This is a genomic window from Brevundimonas pishanensis (assembly GCF_022750635.1).
In the GTDB taxonomy this organism is placed as follows: Bacteria; Pseudomonadota; Alphaproteobacteria; order Caulobacterales; family Caulobacteraceae; genus Brevundimonas; species Brevundimonas pishanensis.
Genome location: NZ_JAJKBG010000001.1, coordinates 50,770 through 66,662, shown reverse-complemented (window position 1 = coordinate 66,662; position 15,893 = coordinate 50,770). Strand labels below are relative to the sequence as shown.

16 protein-coding genes are annotated in these 15,893 nt (G+C 61.6%); 9 read left to right on the top strand and 7 right to left on the bottom strand.

What is annotated here, in order from left to right:
- Positions 1 to 26 precede the first annotated feature (26 nt).
- Positions 27 to 833 (bottom strand): lipid A-modifier LpxR family protein, encoded by an 807-nt coding sequence (locus tag LOX95_RS00305; RefSeq protein ID WP_242912297.1) that lies wholly within the window; start codon positions 831 to 833, stop codon positions 27 to 29.
- 99 nt (positions 834 to 932) lie between these two features.
- Positions 933 to 2,819 (bottom strand): ribonucleoside-diphosphate reductase subunit alpha, encoded by a 1,887-nt coding sequence (locus tag LOX95_RS00300; RefSeq protein WP_242912296.1) that lies wholly within the window; start codon positions 2,817 to 2,819, stop codon positions 933 to 935.
- Positions 2,820 to 3,084: 265 nt separating this feature from the next.
- Between LOX95_RS00300 and LOX95_RS00295 the strand changes: the two genes are divergently transcribed.
- From LOX95_RS00295 to LOX95_RS00285, 3 genes are all read left to right on the top strand, one after another.
- On the top strand, positions 3,085 to 3,822 hold the full coding sequence (locus LOX95_RS00295) for a phosphatase PAP2 family protein (RefSeq protein WP_242912295.1): 738 nt from the start codon (positions 3,085 to 3,087) through the stop codon (positions 3,820 to 3,822).
- Between the two features lie 99 nt (positions 3,823 to 3,921).
- Positions 3,922 to 5,244 (top strand): acetyl-CoA hydrolase/transferase family protein, encoded by a 1,323-nt coding sequence (locus tag LOX95_RS00290; RefSeq protein ID WP_242912294.1) that lies wholly within the window; start codon positions 3,922 to 3,924, stop codon positions 5,242 to 5,244.
- A 226-nt stretch (positions 5,245 to 5,470) separates the two neighbouring features.
- Positions 5,471 to 6,523 carry a ribonucleotide-diphosphate reductase subunit beta gene (locus LOX95_RS00285; protein WP_242912293.1) on the top strand — a complete coding sequence of 351 codons (1,053 nt, stop codon included), beginning with the start codon at positions 5,471 to 5,473 and terminating at the stop codon, positions 6,521 to 6,523.
- 78 nt (positions 6,524 to 6,601) lie between these two features.
- Here the strand turns inward: LOX95_RS00285 and LOX95_RS00280 are convergent, their stop codons facing one another.
- From LOX95_RS00280 to LOX95_RS00270, 3 genes are all read right to left on the bottom strand, one after another.
- Positions 6,602 to 7,045, bottom strand: a complete 444-nt coding sequence (locus LOX95_RS00280) for a cell wall hydrolase (RefSeq protein ID WP_242912292.1) — start codon at positions 7,043 to 7,045, stop codon at positions 6,602 to 6,604.
- The gene (locus tag LOX95_RS00275) at positions 7,042 to 8,547 is read right to left on the bottom strand and encodes a sensor histidine kinase (RefSeq protein WP_242912291.1); all 1,506 of its coding nucleotides are present in this window, start codon (positions 8,545 to 8,547) and stop codon (positions 7,042 to 7,044) included. The genes LOX95_RS00280 and LOX95_RS00275 overlap by 4 nt, the downstream gene beginning before the upstream one ends.
- A 62-nt stretch (positions 8,548 to 8,609) precedes the next feature.
- Positions 8,610 to 9,338, bottom strand: coding sequence for a TVP38/TMEM64 family protein (locus tag LOX95_RS00270; RefSeq protein WP_242912290.1), 729 nt, complete (start codon positions 9,336 to 9,338; stop codon positions 8,610 to 8,612).
- A gap of 177 nt (positions 9,339 to 9,515) precedes the next feature.
- On the opposite strand from LOX95_RS00270, the gene rpmH reads away from it, so the two are divergent.
- The 6 genes from rpmH (at position 9,516) to LOX95_RS00240 (ending at position 14,213) form a co-directional block, all read left to right on the top strand.
- Entirely contained in the window at positions 9,516 to 9,650 is a 135-nt protein-coding gene (rpmH, locus tag LOX95_RS00265; protein WP_003164000.1) for a 50S ribosomal protein L34, read from the top strand.
- A gap of 35 nt (positions 9,651 to 9,685) precedes the next feature.
- Complete coding sequence (gene rnpA / locus LOX95_RS00260; RefSeq protein WP_242912289.1) at positions 9,686 to 10,114, top strand: ribonuclease P protein component; 429 nt, start codon at positions 9,686 to 9,688, stop codon at positions 10,112 to 10,114.
- Between the two features lie 5 nt (positions 10,115 to 10,119).
- Entirely contained in the window at positions 10,120 to 11,907 is a 1,788-nt protein-coding gene (yidC, locus tag LOX95_RS00255) for a membrane protein insertase YidC (protein WP_242912288.1), read from the top strand.
- A gap of 5 nt (positions 11,908 to 11,912) precedes the next feature.
- Positions 11,913 to 12,575, top strand: coding sequence for a ribosome biogenesis GTP-binding protein YihA/YsxC (gene yihA / locus LOX95_RS00250; RefSeq protein WP_427846554.1), 663 nt, complete (start codon positions 11,913 to 11,915; stop codon positions 12,573 to 12,575).
- A gap of 75 nt (positions 12,576 to 12,650) precedes the next feature.
- Positions 12,651 to 13,160, top strand: a complete 510-nt coding sequence (locus LOX95_RS00245; protein WP_242912287.1) for a DUF3617 domain-containing protein — start codon at positions 12,651 to 12,653, stop codon at positions 13,158 to 13,160.
- A 60-nt stretch (positions 13,161 to 13,220) separates the two neighbouring features.
- Entirely contained in the window at positions 13,221 to 14,213 is a 993-nt protein-coding gene (locus LOX95_RS00240; protein WP_242912286.1) for an LLM class flavin-dependent oxidoreductase, read from the top strand.
- Here the strand turns inward: LOX95_RS00240 and LOX95_RS00235 are convergent.
- Together LOX95_RS00235 and LOX95_RS00230 are read right to left on the bottom strand one after the other, a co-directional pair.
- Positions 14,210 to 14,761: a hypothetical protein gene (locus LOX95_RS00235; RefSeq protein ID WP_242912285.1), complete on the bottom strand. Its 552-nt coding sequence runs from the start codon at positions 14,759 to 14,761 to the stop codon at positions 14,210 to 14,212. The two genes, LOX95_RS00240 and LOX95_RS00235, sit on opposite strands and share 4 nt — an antisense overlap.
- Before the next feature lie 4 nt (positions 14,762 to 14,765).
- Positions 14,766 to 15,893, bottom strand: coding sequence for a polysaccharide biosynthesis/export family protein (locus LOX95_RS00230; protein ID WP_242912284.1), 1,128 nt, complete (start codon positions 15,891 to 15,893; stop codon positions 14,766 to 14,768).

Sequence of the window (15,893 nt, the reverse complement as noted above, 5' to 3'; positions counted from 1 at the left end):
GGGCCGGATCGATTATCCGGCCCTTTTTATTGCGGCCGGATCGAAAGCTGGAAGGCGAGGACGCCTTCGCCAACGTCTGTCTTGAGCCCGCCATAGCCGCGCAGGCCGTCAATCTCGACTTCGCGATAGGACAGGCCCACCGAGCTTTGGATCGGGCCCTTGCGCCAGGCGACACCAATAGCGGCATCGCCCATGGCGCTGGATCCCAGATCGTGGCTCAGCCCTTCATTGGCAAACCCGCCATCACGCTGCCTGGTGAAATTATAGCCGACAGCGCGCTTGGAGCCCGAGGCGAAAACATACCAGCGCGCCTTTTGACCAAAAGCTTCGTCACCGTCGGGAGCCAATCGGTCAAGGCCGCGACCCACGCGCACCGTCGCCCCTGCGACAGGCGATGAACCCCGGGGGTTCCAGTCAAATCCGGCATGGGGCGAGACCGACAGTTCCAGACCTGAAGGCGACGTTTCGTGCAGCGCCGTCCAGTCGTGACGCCATTCCACGGCGACTTCGCGGTCGCGCGTGTCCGGTCGGCTGAAAGCAAGCGGCGTATCGACGGAGTTGGCATGGCGAACCGTCCAGCGGTCACCCGAAGCGGTGCTAAGCGCCACACGCTCTTCACGCCAGGCTTGCGAGGAGGGAAGGTCGCCAAGAGAGCGACGATCCAGCGTCACAGACCAGTCTTGGGAAGACGCGAGAGATTGGGCCATCGCTTCTGTCCCGCCCAGCGAGACGGATGCGATGCAGAGGCACCCAGCAATCGCTTGCGGAACCTGTCCGGTACGGATTTTGCCCAGCACCAGCCGACGCATGTTCGCCTCCCAGTCCTTACGCATACCATCAGTATCCCGATAGCAGCCTCCTGACAAACGAACGACGCCGCCCGAGAGCAAGTTCCCGAGCGGCGCCAGTTGTACACAATGTGGACCCAAACCTTATTGGCAGGCCAGGCACTCGTCGTAGTCGGTGGGAGCGGCCGAGAAGAGGTCCGGTTGGTTCGGATCGAACTCGGCTTCTTCCTTGGTGTCGGCACCGGCGAAAGCGGCGCGCTGAACCGACTTGGAGCGCAGATAGTAGAGCGACTTCACGCCACGTTCCCACGCCGACCAGTGCAACATGTGCAGGTCCCACTTGTTCACGTCACCCGGAACGAACAGGTTCAGCGACTGGGCCTGGCAGATTTCCGGCGCGCGGTCGGCGGCCAGTTCGATCAGCCAGCGTTGATCCAGTTCAAAGGCGGTCTTGTAGACACCCTTTTCGTCTTCCGAGAGGAAGTCGAGGTGCTGGATCGAGCCCTCGTGTTCGAGGATCGAGTTCCAGATCGCGTCGGTATTCTGACCCTTCTCTTCGAGCAGACGCTCAAGGTAGGGGTTCTTGACCGCGAACGAGCCGGACAGGGTCTTGTGGGTATAGATGTTGGCCGGGATCGGCTCGATACCTGCCGACGTACCGCCGCAGATGATCGAGATCGATGCAGTCGGGGCAATCGCCATCTTGTGCGAGAAACGCTCCATCACACCACGGTCGGCCGCGTCGGGGCAGGGGCCCTTTTCCTCGGCCAGCAGCTTGGAAGCCTTATCGGCCTCGCGGCGCAGGTGTTTGAACAGGCGCATGTTCCACGACTTGGCCATGGCGGATTCAAACGCCACGCCTTGCGATTGCAGGAAGGAGTGGAAGCCCATCAGGCCCAGCCCCACCGAACGCTCGCGCATGGCCGAATAGACGGCTTGCGACATCGCCGACGGGGCGCGGTCGATGAAGTCCTGCAGCACGTTGTCGAGGAAGCGCATCACGTCCTCGATGAACTGGGGTTCTTCGCGCCACTCAAGGAAGGTCTCGGCGTTGACCGACGACAGGCAGCACACAGCGGTGCGCTCGTTGCCGAGGTGGTCCTTACCGGTGGCCAGCATGATCTCGGCGCACAGATTGGATTGTTTGACCGACAGACCCAGCTCGCGCTGGTGCTGTGCCAACTGGCGGTTCACCGTATCCGAGAAGATCAGATAGGGCTCGCCCGTCTGCATGCGGATTTCGAGGATCTTGGTCCACAGCGAGCGGGCGTCGACGGTCTTGCGAACTTCGTTGTTCTTGGGCGAGCGCAGATCGAACGGCTTGCCGTCACGGACCGCTTCCATGAACTCGTCGGTGATCGAAATGCCATGGTGCAGGTTCAGGGACTTGCGATTGAAGTCGCCCGACGGCTTACGGATTTCGAGGAATTCTTCGATTTCGGGATGGTGGATGTCGAGATAGACAGCCGCCGAACCGCGACGCAGCGAGCCTTGGGAAATGGCCAGCGTCAGCGAGTCCATCACACGGATGAAGGGGATGATGCCCGAGGTTTGGCCAGCGCCCTTAACCTGTTCACCGATGGAGCGGACGCCGCCCCAATAGGTGCCGATGCCGCCACCGTTCGAGGCCAGCTGGACGTTCTCGTTCCAGACGTTCTGGATACCGTCGAGGCTGTCGTTGACCGCGTTCAGGAAGCAGGAGATCGGCAGACCACGATCGGCACCGCCGTTCGACAGAACCGGCGTTGCAGGCATGAACCATAACTTCGACATATAGTCGTAAACGCGCTGGGCGTGTTCGGCATCGTCTGCGAAGGCCGTGGCCACGCGGGCGAACATGTCCTGATAGGACTCGCCCGGAAGAAGATATCGGTCTTCGAGCGTCTTTTTACCGAAATCCGTCAACAGATCGTCACGGCTGCGGTCCAGTTTAAGGCCACCGGGGACCACTTCGAGGCGAGGCTTGAAAGCCTTCAGTCCCGAAGAAACTGCCGAAAAATCCGTTGTCTGTAGAGCTTCGCCGCCTGCCATCGCTACAACCCGTCAACTTGTGGATAACGCCAGATGTTGTGTGGACAACACCAGCTACATCTAAATCTTGGGTTAAGACTGGCCCGACTTCAAATTCTTTAATTCAGTTTTTTGCTAATTTTTCGCTTGCCATAGGCTGCGGTTGAACGGGGAAGGAAAAGGCTTCAAACCTCGCGAAACCTATGCCACGGTTTTGTCGCAATTATCTTGGGAATCGTCCCGATACGGGACGGAACACAAAGCGTAATGGAGCCGTTGTCGCCCTATGACCGCACACCCCGTTGCCTTCACCGCCCGTGTCCTCCGTGTGGCCCGTAATGAAATCGGCATTGTCGCTCCTCTGTTGTTAGGGGCTGGCGGGCTGGCACTTTTCGCAAGCATCGCCGACGGCGTAGCCAGTGGCGACAAGCAAGGCTTCGACTGGTCGGTCCTGACGTGGCTGCACCCTTATGCAGACGATCCTCAACGGGTGCGCGGGCCGTGGTGGCTCCGAGAGGCCGCCATAGACGTCACGTCGCTCGGCGGCATTTCCGTGCTGATGGTGTTCGCCCTGATCTTTGGCTTCTTCCTGCTCGTCCACGGCAAGAAGCTGTCGGCGCTATTGTTGGTCTTCGGGCTTGCGGGCGGAGTTGCGTGGTCCGAGGGCCTGAAGGCTGTGTTTGATCGGGCGAGGCCGCCGGCGGAATATCAGGTAGTTGAAACCCTCAATGCCAGCTTCCCGTCCGGTCATGCCCTGTTGGCTACGGTTTTCTACCTGACCATCGGCGTTATGCTGACGCGAGCGTTCCCGCGAGCGCGCGTTAAAGCCTATGCCGTGGGCTGGGCCGTGGTGGTTGTGCTTTTGATCGGCATCACCCGCATCTATCTGGCAGCCCATTGGGCCACGGATGTTTTGGCGGGGTGGGGCATCGGTGCCTTCTGGGCAGTGCTTTTGTGGCTGTTCGCCTATGCGGTCGAGCGCCGCCAGCGCGTACATATGTCCCGCCTTCAGGATGCCCCATAGACCAAGGTCTAAAAGGCGTCTGCCGGTGCCAGCGGCTACGAATTTGGTCATCACCGACCTTGGGCCGTTTAGGCGGCCAGTGGATTACCGAGGCAGACCATGACTGACTTTGCGGCTGAATATGCCAAGCGCCTGACCACCGCCGACCAAGCCGCCGCGCTCATCGGTAACGGTACAAGAATGGCCATGGGTCTCGGTATATCCCAACCGCCGGCGCTTCTTAAGGCACTCGCGGACCGCGCCGAGGCCGGGCAGGTGTCCGACGTCAACATCTACTATCTGCTGTCGATGAAGCAGGCCGGTGAGACCGTCCTGCGCTACGAACTGACGGACCGCCTACGGCCGTACAGCCTCTTCCACGGCGGTATCGAGCGCAAACTGGAGCAGCAGAGCCGCGATGCCGGCCGTAACGGCGTGTGGTTCATCCCGTCCAGTTTCCAGCAGGCCCCCGATGTGATGGTCAATCAGGTCAAGGTGGATACTCTGGTGACCACCGTCTCGCCGATGGATGACGAGGGCTATTTCTCGTTCGGTGTGAACGCTGATTATGCCACGCCGGTCGCGCGTTCCGGCGCGCGCCTGATACTGGAGGTCAACGACCAGTTCCCGCGTGTGGGCGGCGATACCCGCGTCCACATCTCCGAAGTGACGGCCATCGTGGAAAACAATGTCCCGCTGATCGAGTCGGGCAAGGCTGCGATGGCACCTGCGGACGAGGCCATCGGCGCAATCATCGCCGATATGATCGAGGATGGCTCGACGCTTCAGATGGGCATCGGGGCCCTGCCGGATGCGGTTTGTGCCGCCTTGTTCGATCGCAAGGATCTGGGCGTTCATACCGAACTGATGACGCCCGGCCTGATCGCCTTGATGCAGGCCGGTGTGATCAACAACAGCCGCAAGAACATCCATAAGGGCAAGGCGATCTTTGCCTTCGCCATGGGCACAAAGGCCGAATACGACTTCATCGATAATAATCCGGACTTCGAAGCCTATGGCGTCGATTATGTGAATGACCCGCGCGTCATCTCGCAAAACGACAAGGTGGTCTCGGTCAATGCGACCCTGCAGGTCGACCTGTTCGGTGCCTGCTGCTCGGAGTACCTGAACGGGCGCCAGTTCACGGCCTCGGGCGGGCAGCTGGACTTTGTGCGCGGTGCCGCGGCATCCAAGGGCGGCAAGTCGATCATCGCCTGCCACTCGACCGCAGCCAAGGGCACGGTCTCGCGCATTGTGGCGCAGCTGGATGGTCCGGTGACCACGCCGCGCAACGACGTGCAGTGGATCGTGACCGAGCACGGCGCGGTCAATCTGCGCGGCCTGTCGGTCGAGGAGCGCGCCCGCGCCCTGATCCAGCTGGCTGCCCCGCAGTTCCGCGAAAGCCTGGAAGCCGATGCCCGCCGACTGGGCATGATCCTGTAAGGACGCAGGCCGCGAATTACGAAAGCCCGCCCTGCCTAGTGCAGCGGCGGGCTTTTTTGTCCCCAGCACACCCCACAGTTGCGTGGTCTAATGACCCCACATCTAGTGGCTATAAGAATTTTCATCGCAATATAGGCCCGATGGCGGCTTGCCCGCGCCGCGGTGGTGGCGCATGGTTGGGCCTACGAATCTCCATCCAGTTTCTACCTCGTCAGGACCCCGTGTGATGAACGCCCAATCCTCGATCATCCAGCCCGGCACGCCCGGTCTGCTGACCCCGTCGACCGCCTATAAGCCGTTCCGCTATCCGTGGGCGTTCGACATGTGGAAGAAGCAGCAGCAGGTCCACTGGATGCCGGAGGAAGTGCCGCTCGGCGAGGACGTCAAGGATTGGGCGGCCAAGCTGGATGACAACGAGCGCAATCTTCTGACCCAGATCTTCCGCTTCTTCACCCAGGCGGACATCGAGGTTCAGGACAACTACATGGAACGCTATGGTCGCGTGTTCAAACCGACTGAAGTGAAGATGATGCTGGCGGCCTTTGCGAACATGGAGACCATCCATATCGCGGCCTATGCGCTTCTGCTCGAAACCATCGGTATGCCCGAGAGCGAGTTCGGTGCCTTCATGGAATACGAGGCCATGAAGGACAAGCACGATTACATGGGCAAGTTCGGCGTAGAGACCGATGCCGACATTTGCCGCACGCTGGCGATGTTCGGTGGCTTCTCGGAAGGCCTTCAGCTGTTCGCTTCCTTCGCCATGCTGATGAACTTCCCGCGCCAGAACAAGATGAAGGGCATGGGCCAGATCGTCTCGTGGTCGGTGCGCGACGAGAGCCTGCACTGCGAAGGCATCATCAAGCTGTACCACGCCTTCAACAAGGAAACCGGTGCGGTCACCAAAGCCGTGGCGGACGACATCGTCGATAACTGCAAGACCGTTATCGATATGGAAGACAAGTTCATCGACCTGGCCTTTGAAATGGGTCCGGTCAACGGCATGACGCCGGACGACATCAAGCAATACATCCGCTTCATCGCCGACTGGCGTCTGCGCCAGCTGCAACTGCCGGAAGTTTACGGCGTGAAGGAAAACCCGCTGCCGTGGCTGCAGTCCCTGCTGTCGGGTGTCGAGCACGCCAACTTCTTCGAAGCCCGCGCAACGGAATATTCGAAAGCCGCAACCCAAGGCTCGTGGCACGGTGCCGACGGCGTGTGGGACAGCTTCGATGCCCTGCTCAAGAAGCGTCAGGAGCAGGCCCCGGTCGAGGGCTAACCTCCCGAACCGGACGAAAATGAAAAGGGCGCGGGGCCGGTGGCCGCGCGCCCTTTGTCTTGTCTGCCTCTGTGAGGCTTATTGAGGCTGCTGGGCACAGCGCGTCTTGTCGCCGGCGACACACGCCCGCCAGTCGGCCTGAGCGCGCTCATAGGCCGCCAGTTCGGCCTGATAGGCAGCCTGTTTCGCAGCGGTCTCGGCCTCGATACGGCGCGTCTCCATCTCCATCAGGTCCAGTTCTTCTTGATAGTCTGCCTGAGCCTTGGCGAACGCGCGTTGGTTGGCACGGTCCTGCAGTTCGGCCAGATCGTTCTGCTCCATGATCTCGGCGTTCAGCGCCGAGGTCGTGCGCAGTTCTTGCGGGTCCTGCTTTTCATCGGCACCGCGGCGATAGGCTTCGCCACGTGCGCGCAGGGCCTCGGCAACAGGGTCGGATGCCGTGGCATCCTGCGCAACGGCAATAGGCGCAGACAGCGCGACCATTGCGGCAGCCGCTACGGCAGTGAGTGATTTCATCATCATGGCTTTTCACCTTCGGTCGTTTCGGCCGCTTCTGCGGCGGCGGTTAAATCTAGGAGCTCTGGATTGGCCTTCGGAGCTAATTGGGGCAAGCGCAGTTCAAACGTCGCGCCCTCGGGGCCGGTTTCGACAAGTTGCACCTGACCGCCATGGTTGGCGGCCAGTTCCTGCGAAATCGTCAGACCAAGACCGGTGCCGTCGGATTTCGAACCGCTGACAAAGGCCTCGAAAAGCCGCCCTGCAAGGCGTTCTGGGATACCCGGGCCATTGTCGCGCACCTGAATGACGGCAAAGCCGTCTTCCTCGCGGGCCTTTACGGCAATCTGGCCATGTCTGTCGTCATTCAGACTCTCGATGGCCTGACGCGCGTTGCGCATCAGGTTGACGAAGATGCGGTGAAGCTGATCGGGATCGGCGGTCACGACAAATCGGGACGGCAGGTCGGTTACCAAGCGCACGCCCTGATCGGACAAGCCTGCATCCTCTGCAGCGGCTGCGACAACACGTGCCAGCAGCAGGCGGCGGCGCTCGGGCTCGGGCTCTTCGGACTTGCCGTACTCCAGAACGTTGCGGGCCAGCCCTGCGGCACGCCCCAGCGCTCGCTCTAGGCGGGGCAAGGCCTTGGCCACCAAAGGGTCCGACGACGACGACAGGCGCTCGGAGGCGATCTGGGCGGATGTCAGCATATTGCGCAGATCGTGATTGATCTTTGCGACCGCCGCACCCAGCGCCACCAGACGGGCGCGCGCACGCAGGGAGTGGCGCACTTCCTCCTGCATACGTGCCAGTTCGCGCTCGACGCGGCCGATCTCGTCGTGACGATCGGACGGGACCTCGGCCACGCTCTCCGGATCCGCAGCAAAGCGTTCGATGGACCGCGTCACGCGCTGCAGAGGTTGCAGGACGAGGAAGGACAGGCCCAGCCAGAGCAGTCCGCCCGCCACCAGTGCGATCACCACAGACACAATCAGGTTCGACAGGATAAAGGCCCTAAGCTCCAACTTCAGCGGCTGGGCGGGGGCGAGGATTTCGATCAACTCGCCCGAGCGATAGCGCGGTGTCGCCTGCACCCGCAGCGAACGGTCCGGGTGTGCAAACAAGGTGCGCCAAGGGTCCAGCAGTTTGGAGCCGATGCTGCGGTTTCTGAGGTCGATCAGCTCCGGCGCGCGCGGCAGATTGGGGGCCTGGAGCAAGAGACGGCGCACGCCCTGTTCGCCGACGACCACCGACTGTACCCCGCCGATGGTCAGGAGCTGCTCTGCAGTGCTGTCTTCGACCGCGGAGTAGGGCAGGGCCTCGACCCCCACAGATGCCAGCTCTGCGGCCTGCAGACGGTCACTGAGCCACCTTTCCTGGAAGGAGGAGGCACTGGGGATCAAAATCATGCCTGCAACCAGTAGCGTGAACGCCACCGTCAGCAGCATAAGGCGCGCCGTCAAACCGTCTGGCCCGTGCGGCCGGATGCGCTCGCCCGAATTCAAGCGCGCCTTGAGGGCGTCGCTCAACTTTGATCGGTGAGAGGCAAGGCTTTGGGGCACTGGGGTTCCGGTTTCAGGCGCGGGTTCAGTCATTGGTCGCCCGCGTGCGAGCGTCCATAACGCGATTTGATCAGCTTTAGACCCATTGGCAGTATCATAGACAGGAAGCCTACACCGATCAGCGGCCACATAAACTGTTGGAATAACGATTGGATATCAGGATCGGGGTCTTTCACCAGTACGGCGTGAAGCCCGCTGCCGATCCAGCAATAGATAATATGCGCCGGCAACAGCCCGATGAAGGTCGCCAACATATAGGGACGCAAGGGGGCCGACATGATCCCGGCCGCCACGTTGATCATATGAAACGGCACTGACACGATCAGGCGCGCCGTGAGCACATAGCTGAAGGTGTTGCGGTCCACGCCATCACAGATGCGCTTGAGGAGGCCCGTATCCGAGGCAGCCTTGCGCTTGAGCGAATCCCCCAGCGCGGTGCGGCCTACATAATAGACGGCCAGCGCCCCGACTGTGGCGGCAAAGGCGGTGGCTATGCCGCCTACCCATGGGCCGAACAGATAGCCTGCGGTGACGGTGATAAAGACCACGCCCGGCACGACACTGGCGGTCAGGACGGCAAACAGCGCCATCAGCCCGATAAGCACCAGCCAGTAATACTGGTCCACCCACGCCGATAGCGTCGCGCCGTGGTCGCGCAGGGTGTCCAGCGACAGGTAGCGGTTCCATCCCATGCCAAAGATCAAAGCTGCCGCAGCGATGACCAAAACAAGGGGGATAAAGCGGGTCAGGCGATGCAAATCGCAAGGGCTCCATATTCCAGCGTTACGAAAAAACCTTATCGATTCTGGCTTCATAACGCGCTTCAAACGCCAAGGCGCCGTTGACTCCGGCGCGGGGCCGATTTATACGCCCGCCTCTCTTCCGCGGTGGATGATCGTATCTACCGCTTAACTTCTTTATTTCAGGAGCCGACCGTGAAACGGACCTATCAGCCGTCGCGTCTCGTGCGCAAGCGCCGTCACGGCTTCCGTTCGCGGATGGCCACCAAGAACGGTCAAAAGATCGTAGCGCGTCGCCGCGCTAAGGGCCGCAAGCGCCTGACGGCCTAAAGTCAAGCGCCCAACAACCCTATATGGGAGGGCGCATGACCGATCCGATGAAAATCGATCGCCTGTTGCGGCGGCCCCAGTTTCTGGCGGCCGCCAAAGGCGTTTCTCAGGCGAGAGGCGCCGTGGTCATACAACAGTTGGACCGTGCGGATGGTGACGACGCCATTCGCGCAGGTTTTACCGCCACGAAAAAAGTGGGCGGGGCGGTGGTGCGCAACCGCGCCAAGCGCCGCCTGCGTGAGGCTGCGCGCCTGCTTTTGCCTGAATACGGCCAGTCCGGATGCGACTATGTGCTGATTGCGCGCATGGGTACGGCAGACCGCGACTGGGACCGATTGCTTGACGACGTGAAATCGGCCCTTACAAGGCTGACAAAGATGCGTACCGATCCATCCTTAGATAAAGATGGGCGCTCCGGTGCGTTCCATACCGATCAACCGCGCCTCTCCGGCCAGGACCGCTGATCCCGATGCAAAACGAGAACTCGCGCAACACAATCATCTTCTTTGTGTGCGCGGCCCTGATCATGGGCATCTACTATTTCACCGTGATGCGGCCTCAGGCCGAGCAGCAACGTGCCGCGCGTATCGCCGCGGCCGAGATGACCAAGGAAGCGGCGGCTGATCCTGCCGATCCGACAGTCACGGGTGCTGTGAATGTATTCAAGGACCGCGCTGCGGCCCTGACCGGCTCGGGTCGCGTGGCGATCGAGAGCGGCACGGTCAAGGGCTCGCTCTCGCTGCTGGGCGGTCGTATCGACGACCTCTACCTGACCCAGTACCGCGAAGAGCTGGGCAATCCGGCTCCGGTCGAGCTGTTCCGTCCGCAAGGCACAGAGCACGCCTATTTCGCCCAGTTCGGCTGGCGCGGTGCCAACGTTCCGGGCGGCGTACCTGGCCCCAATACGGTCTGGACGCTGGTCAAGGGTGACAAGCTGACCCCGACCACGCCGGTGGAATTGGCCTGGGACAACGGCAGCGGCCTGCGCTTCAGCCGCGTGATCTCGGTCGACGACAAATACCTGTTCACCGTCACGGACACGGTCGCCAACCTCGGCACCCAGCCGATCACCATTGCGCCGTATTCGCGCGTCGAGCGTCAGGGCATCCCTGACAAGCGTCGCGAAATGATCTCGCACGAGGGCGCCATCGGTACCTTCGGCGACGGCAAGTCCTATTCGACCGAACAGATCAAATACAAAGACTGGGCCAAGAAGACCAAGGTCGAGGAAAACTCGACCGGCGGTTGGATGGGCATCACCGACAAATACTGGCTGGCAGCCCTGATCCCCGCTCAGGACGAGCAGGTTCAGGCACGCTTCACCGTGCGTCAGGTTGGGGGCGTGGACATCCACGAAGCAAATCTGCTGGGCGCGGCGCATACGATTGCACCGGGCAAGCAGATCACCGAAACCCAGCGCCTGTTCGCTGGCGTGAAGCGCAACGAGATCCTCAAGCAGTATGAAGAGCAGCTGGCTCTGCCGCGCTTCGTCTATGCGATCGACTGGGGCATCCTGTGGTTCCTGACCCGCCCGATCTTCCAGGTTATGGAGTTCTTCTTCGGCCTGCTCGGCAACTTCGGTCTGGCCATTCTGGCGCTGACGGTTGTTGTCAAGCTGGTCCTCTTCCCGCTGGCTAACAAGTCGTACGCTTCGATGTCGAAGATGCGCATGCTGCAGCCCAAGCTGGAAGAGCTGAAGAAGAAGCACGGCAAGGACCCGCAGAAGCAGCAGCAGGAAATGATGGCCCTGTATCAGCGCGAGAAGATCAATCCGCTGGCGGGTTGCCTTCCGATCCTGGTGCAGATTCCGGTCTTCTTTGCGCTGTATAAGGTTCTGTTCGTCACCATCGAAATGCGCCAGGCACCGTTCTTCGGCTGGATCAAGGATCTGTCGGCCAAAGACCCGACGAGCCTGTGGAATCTGTTTGGTGCCCTGCCATTCGACCCGTCTGCTGCGCCGCTGATCGGTGGCATTCTGGGCGGCCCGCTGCACCTTGGCGTTCTGCCGATCATCTACGGCCTGACCATGTGGCTGCAGATGTCGATGAACCCGCCGGCGCAAGACCCGATGCAGCGGCAGATCTTCGCTCTGATGCCGCTGGTGTTCACCTTCATCATGGCTCCGTTCGCGGCTGGCCTGCTGATCTACTGGGCGTGGAACAACATCCTGTCGATCCTCCAGCAGTATGTGATCATGCACAAATACAAGGCTGAGAACCCCATCGACACCTTCTTTGCCCGCTTCAAAAAGGCCTGATCCTAGTGCTGGATGAACCCAAGGTTGGCGAGTATTCCGCCGAAGAGATTGAGGCCGCGCGCGTCCTGTTTTCGCGTCAGGCCACTTTCATGCTCGGCTGCGCCAAAATCGAGCAACTGCCAGAGCCCGATCTCCCCGAGATCGCGTTCGCGGGACGCTCGAACGTGGGCAAGTCCAGCCTGATCAACGGGCTTGTCGGTATGCACAAGCTGGCCCGCGCCTCCAACGAGCCGGGCCGGACGCGCGAGGTGAACTTCTTCAACCTCGACGACAAGCTGCGTCTGGTGGACTTGCCCGGCTATGGCTGGGCCAAGGCCTCCAAGAAGGAAGTCCGGCGCTTTCAGGACCTCGGCCGCGACTATCTTCGCGGTCGTGTGACCCTCAAGCGCGTCTATCTGCTGATCGACGCCCGTCACGGCCTGAAGAAGGTCGATGACGAGGCGCTCGATGCACTGGATCTGGCAGCAGTGTCCTACCAGATCGTTCTGACCAAGGCGGACAAGCTCAAAAAGGGCGAGGCCGAAAAGGTTCAGGCTGCGACCCTGAAAGCCATCGCCAAGCGTCCGGCGGCCTATCCCTATGTAGCCATCACTTCCTCTGAAAAAGGTGCGGGCTTGCCGGAACTTCGTGCCGAGATCATGCGTACCACAGGCGTAAGTCTGGATTAAATTTGCGGCCAAGCTCGAACGCTAGGCCCTTCGAAGAGTTGTTCGTTTCTCCCCAGAGGGAGAGAGGGAACAACAATGAACAAATTTGCTTTGCTCGGCCTGACTTCGGTTGCGGCCCTGACGTTGGCTGCATGTAATCCGTCGGCAAATAAGGCTGATGGCGATGCCGCAGCCGGCGGCGCGGCTGCACCTGCAGCGGCTCTGGCTACGCTCGAGGCCCCTAAGCCGGGTCTGTGGCGTGTGACCACCGCCATGACCGGTATGCCGGGTGGCGCGTCGGTACCGCCGCAGGAAATGTGCATCAAGGAAGCCAAGCTTGAAGCCCCTGCCGCCGCCCAGCAAGCGGGCGCGGACTGCACCAGCACTCCGTTCGCCCGTCAGGGTGACGCCATGGTATCGACTGCCAGCTGCAAGCTGCCGGGCAATATGAAGTCTGACTCGACCGTCAAGATCACCGGCGACTTCAACACCCGATATGTGACCGAAGTGACGACCAAGATGGATCCGGCGCCGACGCCGGCCATGGCCGAAACCAAGATCACCATGACTGCCGAGCGTCTGGGCGACTGCCCGGCCGGTAGCTAAAGCCTAAAATGGTTCTCCTGCCGGTATGGCGTTGCCGTAAGGCATCCCCATATCGGTAGGATGACCGCCTATTCCATACTCGATCTCGCCCCCGTTCCCGCTGGCTCTGACGTTGGTCAGGCATTGAGGAACACGGTCGATCTGGCCGTACATGCCGAGGCCGCGGGCTTTACCCGCTATTGGCTGGCTGAACACCACAACATGCCCGGTATCGCCAGCGCCGCCACTTCGGTCGTGATCGGCGCGGTCGCAGCGGCGACCAAGACCATTCGGGTTGGTGCTGGCGGGGTCATGTTGCCCAACCATGCGCCGCTGGTGATTGCGGAACAGTTCGGCACCCTCTCGGCACTTTATCCCGGTCGTATCGATCTTGGCCTTGGCCGTGCGCCGGGTACCGACCAATTAACGGCACGCGCTCTGCGCCGTACCCTTCAGGGCGATGTCGACGGCTTCCCGCAAGACGTTATGGAGCTGATGCACTGGTTCCAGCCGGCTCAGGAAGGCCAGCGGATCGCGGCCTATCCCGGTGAGGGTCAGGACGTGAAGGTCTGGATTCTGGGATCGTCCACCTATGGTGCTCAACTGGCCGCCCATATGGGGCTGCCGTACGCGTTTGCCAGCCATTTCGCGCCGGGCGAGATGATGCGGGCGGCGGACATCTACCGCCAGACCTTCCGGCCTTCGGAGCATCTCGAAAAGCCGCACCTCATGCTGGGCTATAACGCCTTCGTCGCCGACACGGACGAAGAGGCTCGTCTGCTGTTCACCTCGGTTCAGCAAGCCTTCGTGAACCTGCGCCTGAACAAGGCGGGCAAGCTTCCTGCACCGCAGGTGGGTTACTACGAACGGCTCGACGGTACCGCCAAGGCGGTTGTCGATTCCGCCCTGTCGTGTGCGGCTGTGGGCTCGGTAGAGACTGTGCGTAGTACGATCGCGGACTTTGTCGCCCGCACGGGGGCGGACGAGTTGATGATCACCAGCCAGATCTGGGACCCTGCGGCGCGGGTGCGCTCGCTTCAGCTTCTGGCAGAGGCAGTCGGCCTGAAAGCCTAGTCCTCGTCATCCACCGCTATAAACGTGAGCGGCACGTGGATGGGTTCGACGTGTTCGCTCAGCGGCGTATGGGCCGTTGTCATCAATACGCCGGCAGCCGTGCCCAATAGCATGGCGTCAGAGATGTCCTGGGCGGACACGGGCTCGTGGCCCTCCAGCCGACGCCTCAGGCTGTCGCAGGTGGCCAGCAGGGTCGAGGCATTGCGCACCTCCGCGATCTCGTGATGCCGCCCGACCACGGCACGGTCGCCATAGCGCCAACTTGCATCGCGCGGAGCGCTGTTTAACAGAGCCCACTTTTCCGGCGGCGTCAGTTTCTCGGGCAGGGGCTCCCAAGGCATGTCCGCACCCTTGCGCAGGTAACTGACGGGAGCGGTGGGCAGGCCGTGGCGTTGATAGATGGCCAAAGCGGCCTGTTCGACCGTACGGATTTGCTCGGGAAGCCCTTCGGGCAGTTCCAGCTCGTCGTCCGGTTCGACCTCGCCAAGCGCAGGCGCAGGGTCGGGTTTCAAACCCCACACTCTGCGCAGACGCTCGACGATCGACATTAGATTAGTTGGTCAGGGCGGTGTTGGTTACCGACACGTCGTAGACGACGCGGGTCAGGCTCTGGACAACTTCGAAGAATTTGCGTGCTTCGGCAGCACCTGCGCGCGGGGCGTAAATGATGTCGTCAGGCTCGATCTGGAAGTTGCTGGCGATGAAGAAGCCCTGACCTTCGTTGAGGTTGAGGCGGTACACCACCGGCACGCCGCGCGAGGTTACCGGCTGGGTCATTCCCAGAGCCTGCGCGACTTCGGGGCGCTCAAAGCGGAAGACCAGAACCGAACGGGCATTGGCCTGATTGGAATCCAGACCGCCGACGCCGCTCAGGGCTTCGGTCAGGGTCATCGGGCCCGGCGGCAGTTCGCTGCGCGCAACGGCATTAAACGCACCGAACGACGAGAAGCGGCGCGGGCGATAGGTCAGGTTCACCTGGTCGCCGCGTTGCAGGCGGATGTTTTCATCAAACTTGGTGGTGACCACCGACAGCGGGGCCGAATAGGTCTGGCCGCCGCGCATGATGACAACGTCGACGTCATAGGGCGAACGCGAAGACCCGCCTGCTGCGGCGATAACATCCAGAAGATGGCCGTGGTTGGCGGTCAGGGTCTGACGGCCGGGATTGCGCACATCTCCCAGAACGGTCACCGCATTGGACGACGACGAAGCGAGGCTGACCAACACCTGCGGATTGCCGACCTTACCGGCAAGTGCGCGGCGGATGGCCGTCGCGGCTTGGCCAGGGGTCATGCCACGGACATTGACCGAACCGGCATAGGGGATCGAGACAGCGCCGTTGCGATCCACCGTCATCGGCGGCAGGGCACCGTTACTGTCGCCCGAGGCGAACAGGGTCGAACCCGGCGACAGGATGCTGATAGCCAGACCGTCACCGATGCCGATGATGTCGGTCGGCTCGTTGCTATCGGCCAAGGCGAGACCGGCAAACGAGCGCGGCGGTGCCAGACGCAGGCGCTCGCTCATTTCGAAGGACAGGTCGACGATAGCGTAGCTGCGCGTAGCCTCCGCGTCCGAAGCGCCCTTGACGACGCCCGCGCCCGAAGGCCCGTCCCGCGGCAGGGTTTGGCAACCGGCGAGGATGGCGAGAAGCATCAGGCTTGCGGCAGTTCTGGTCAT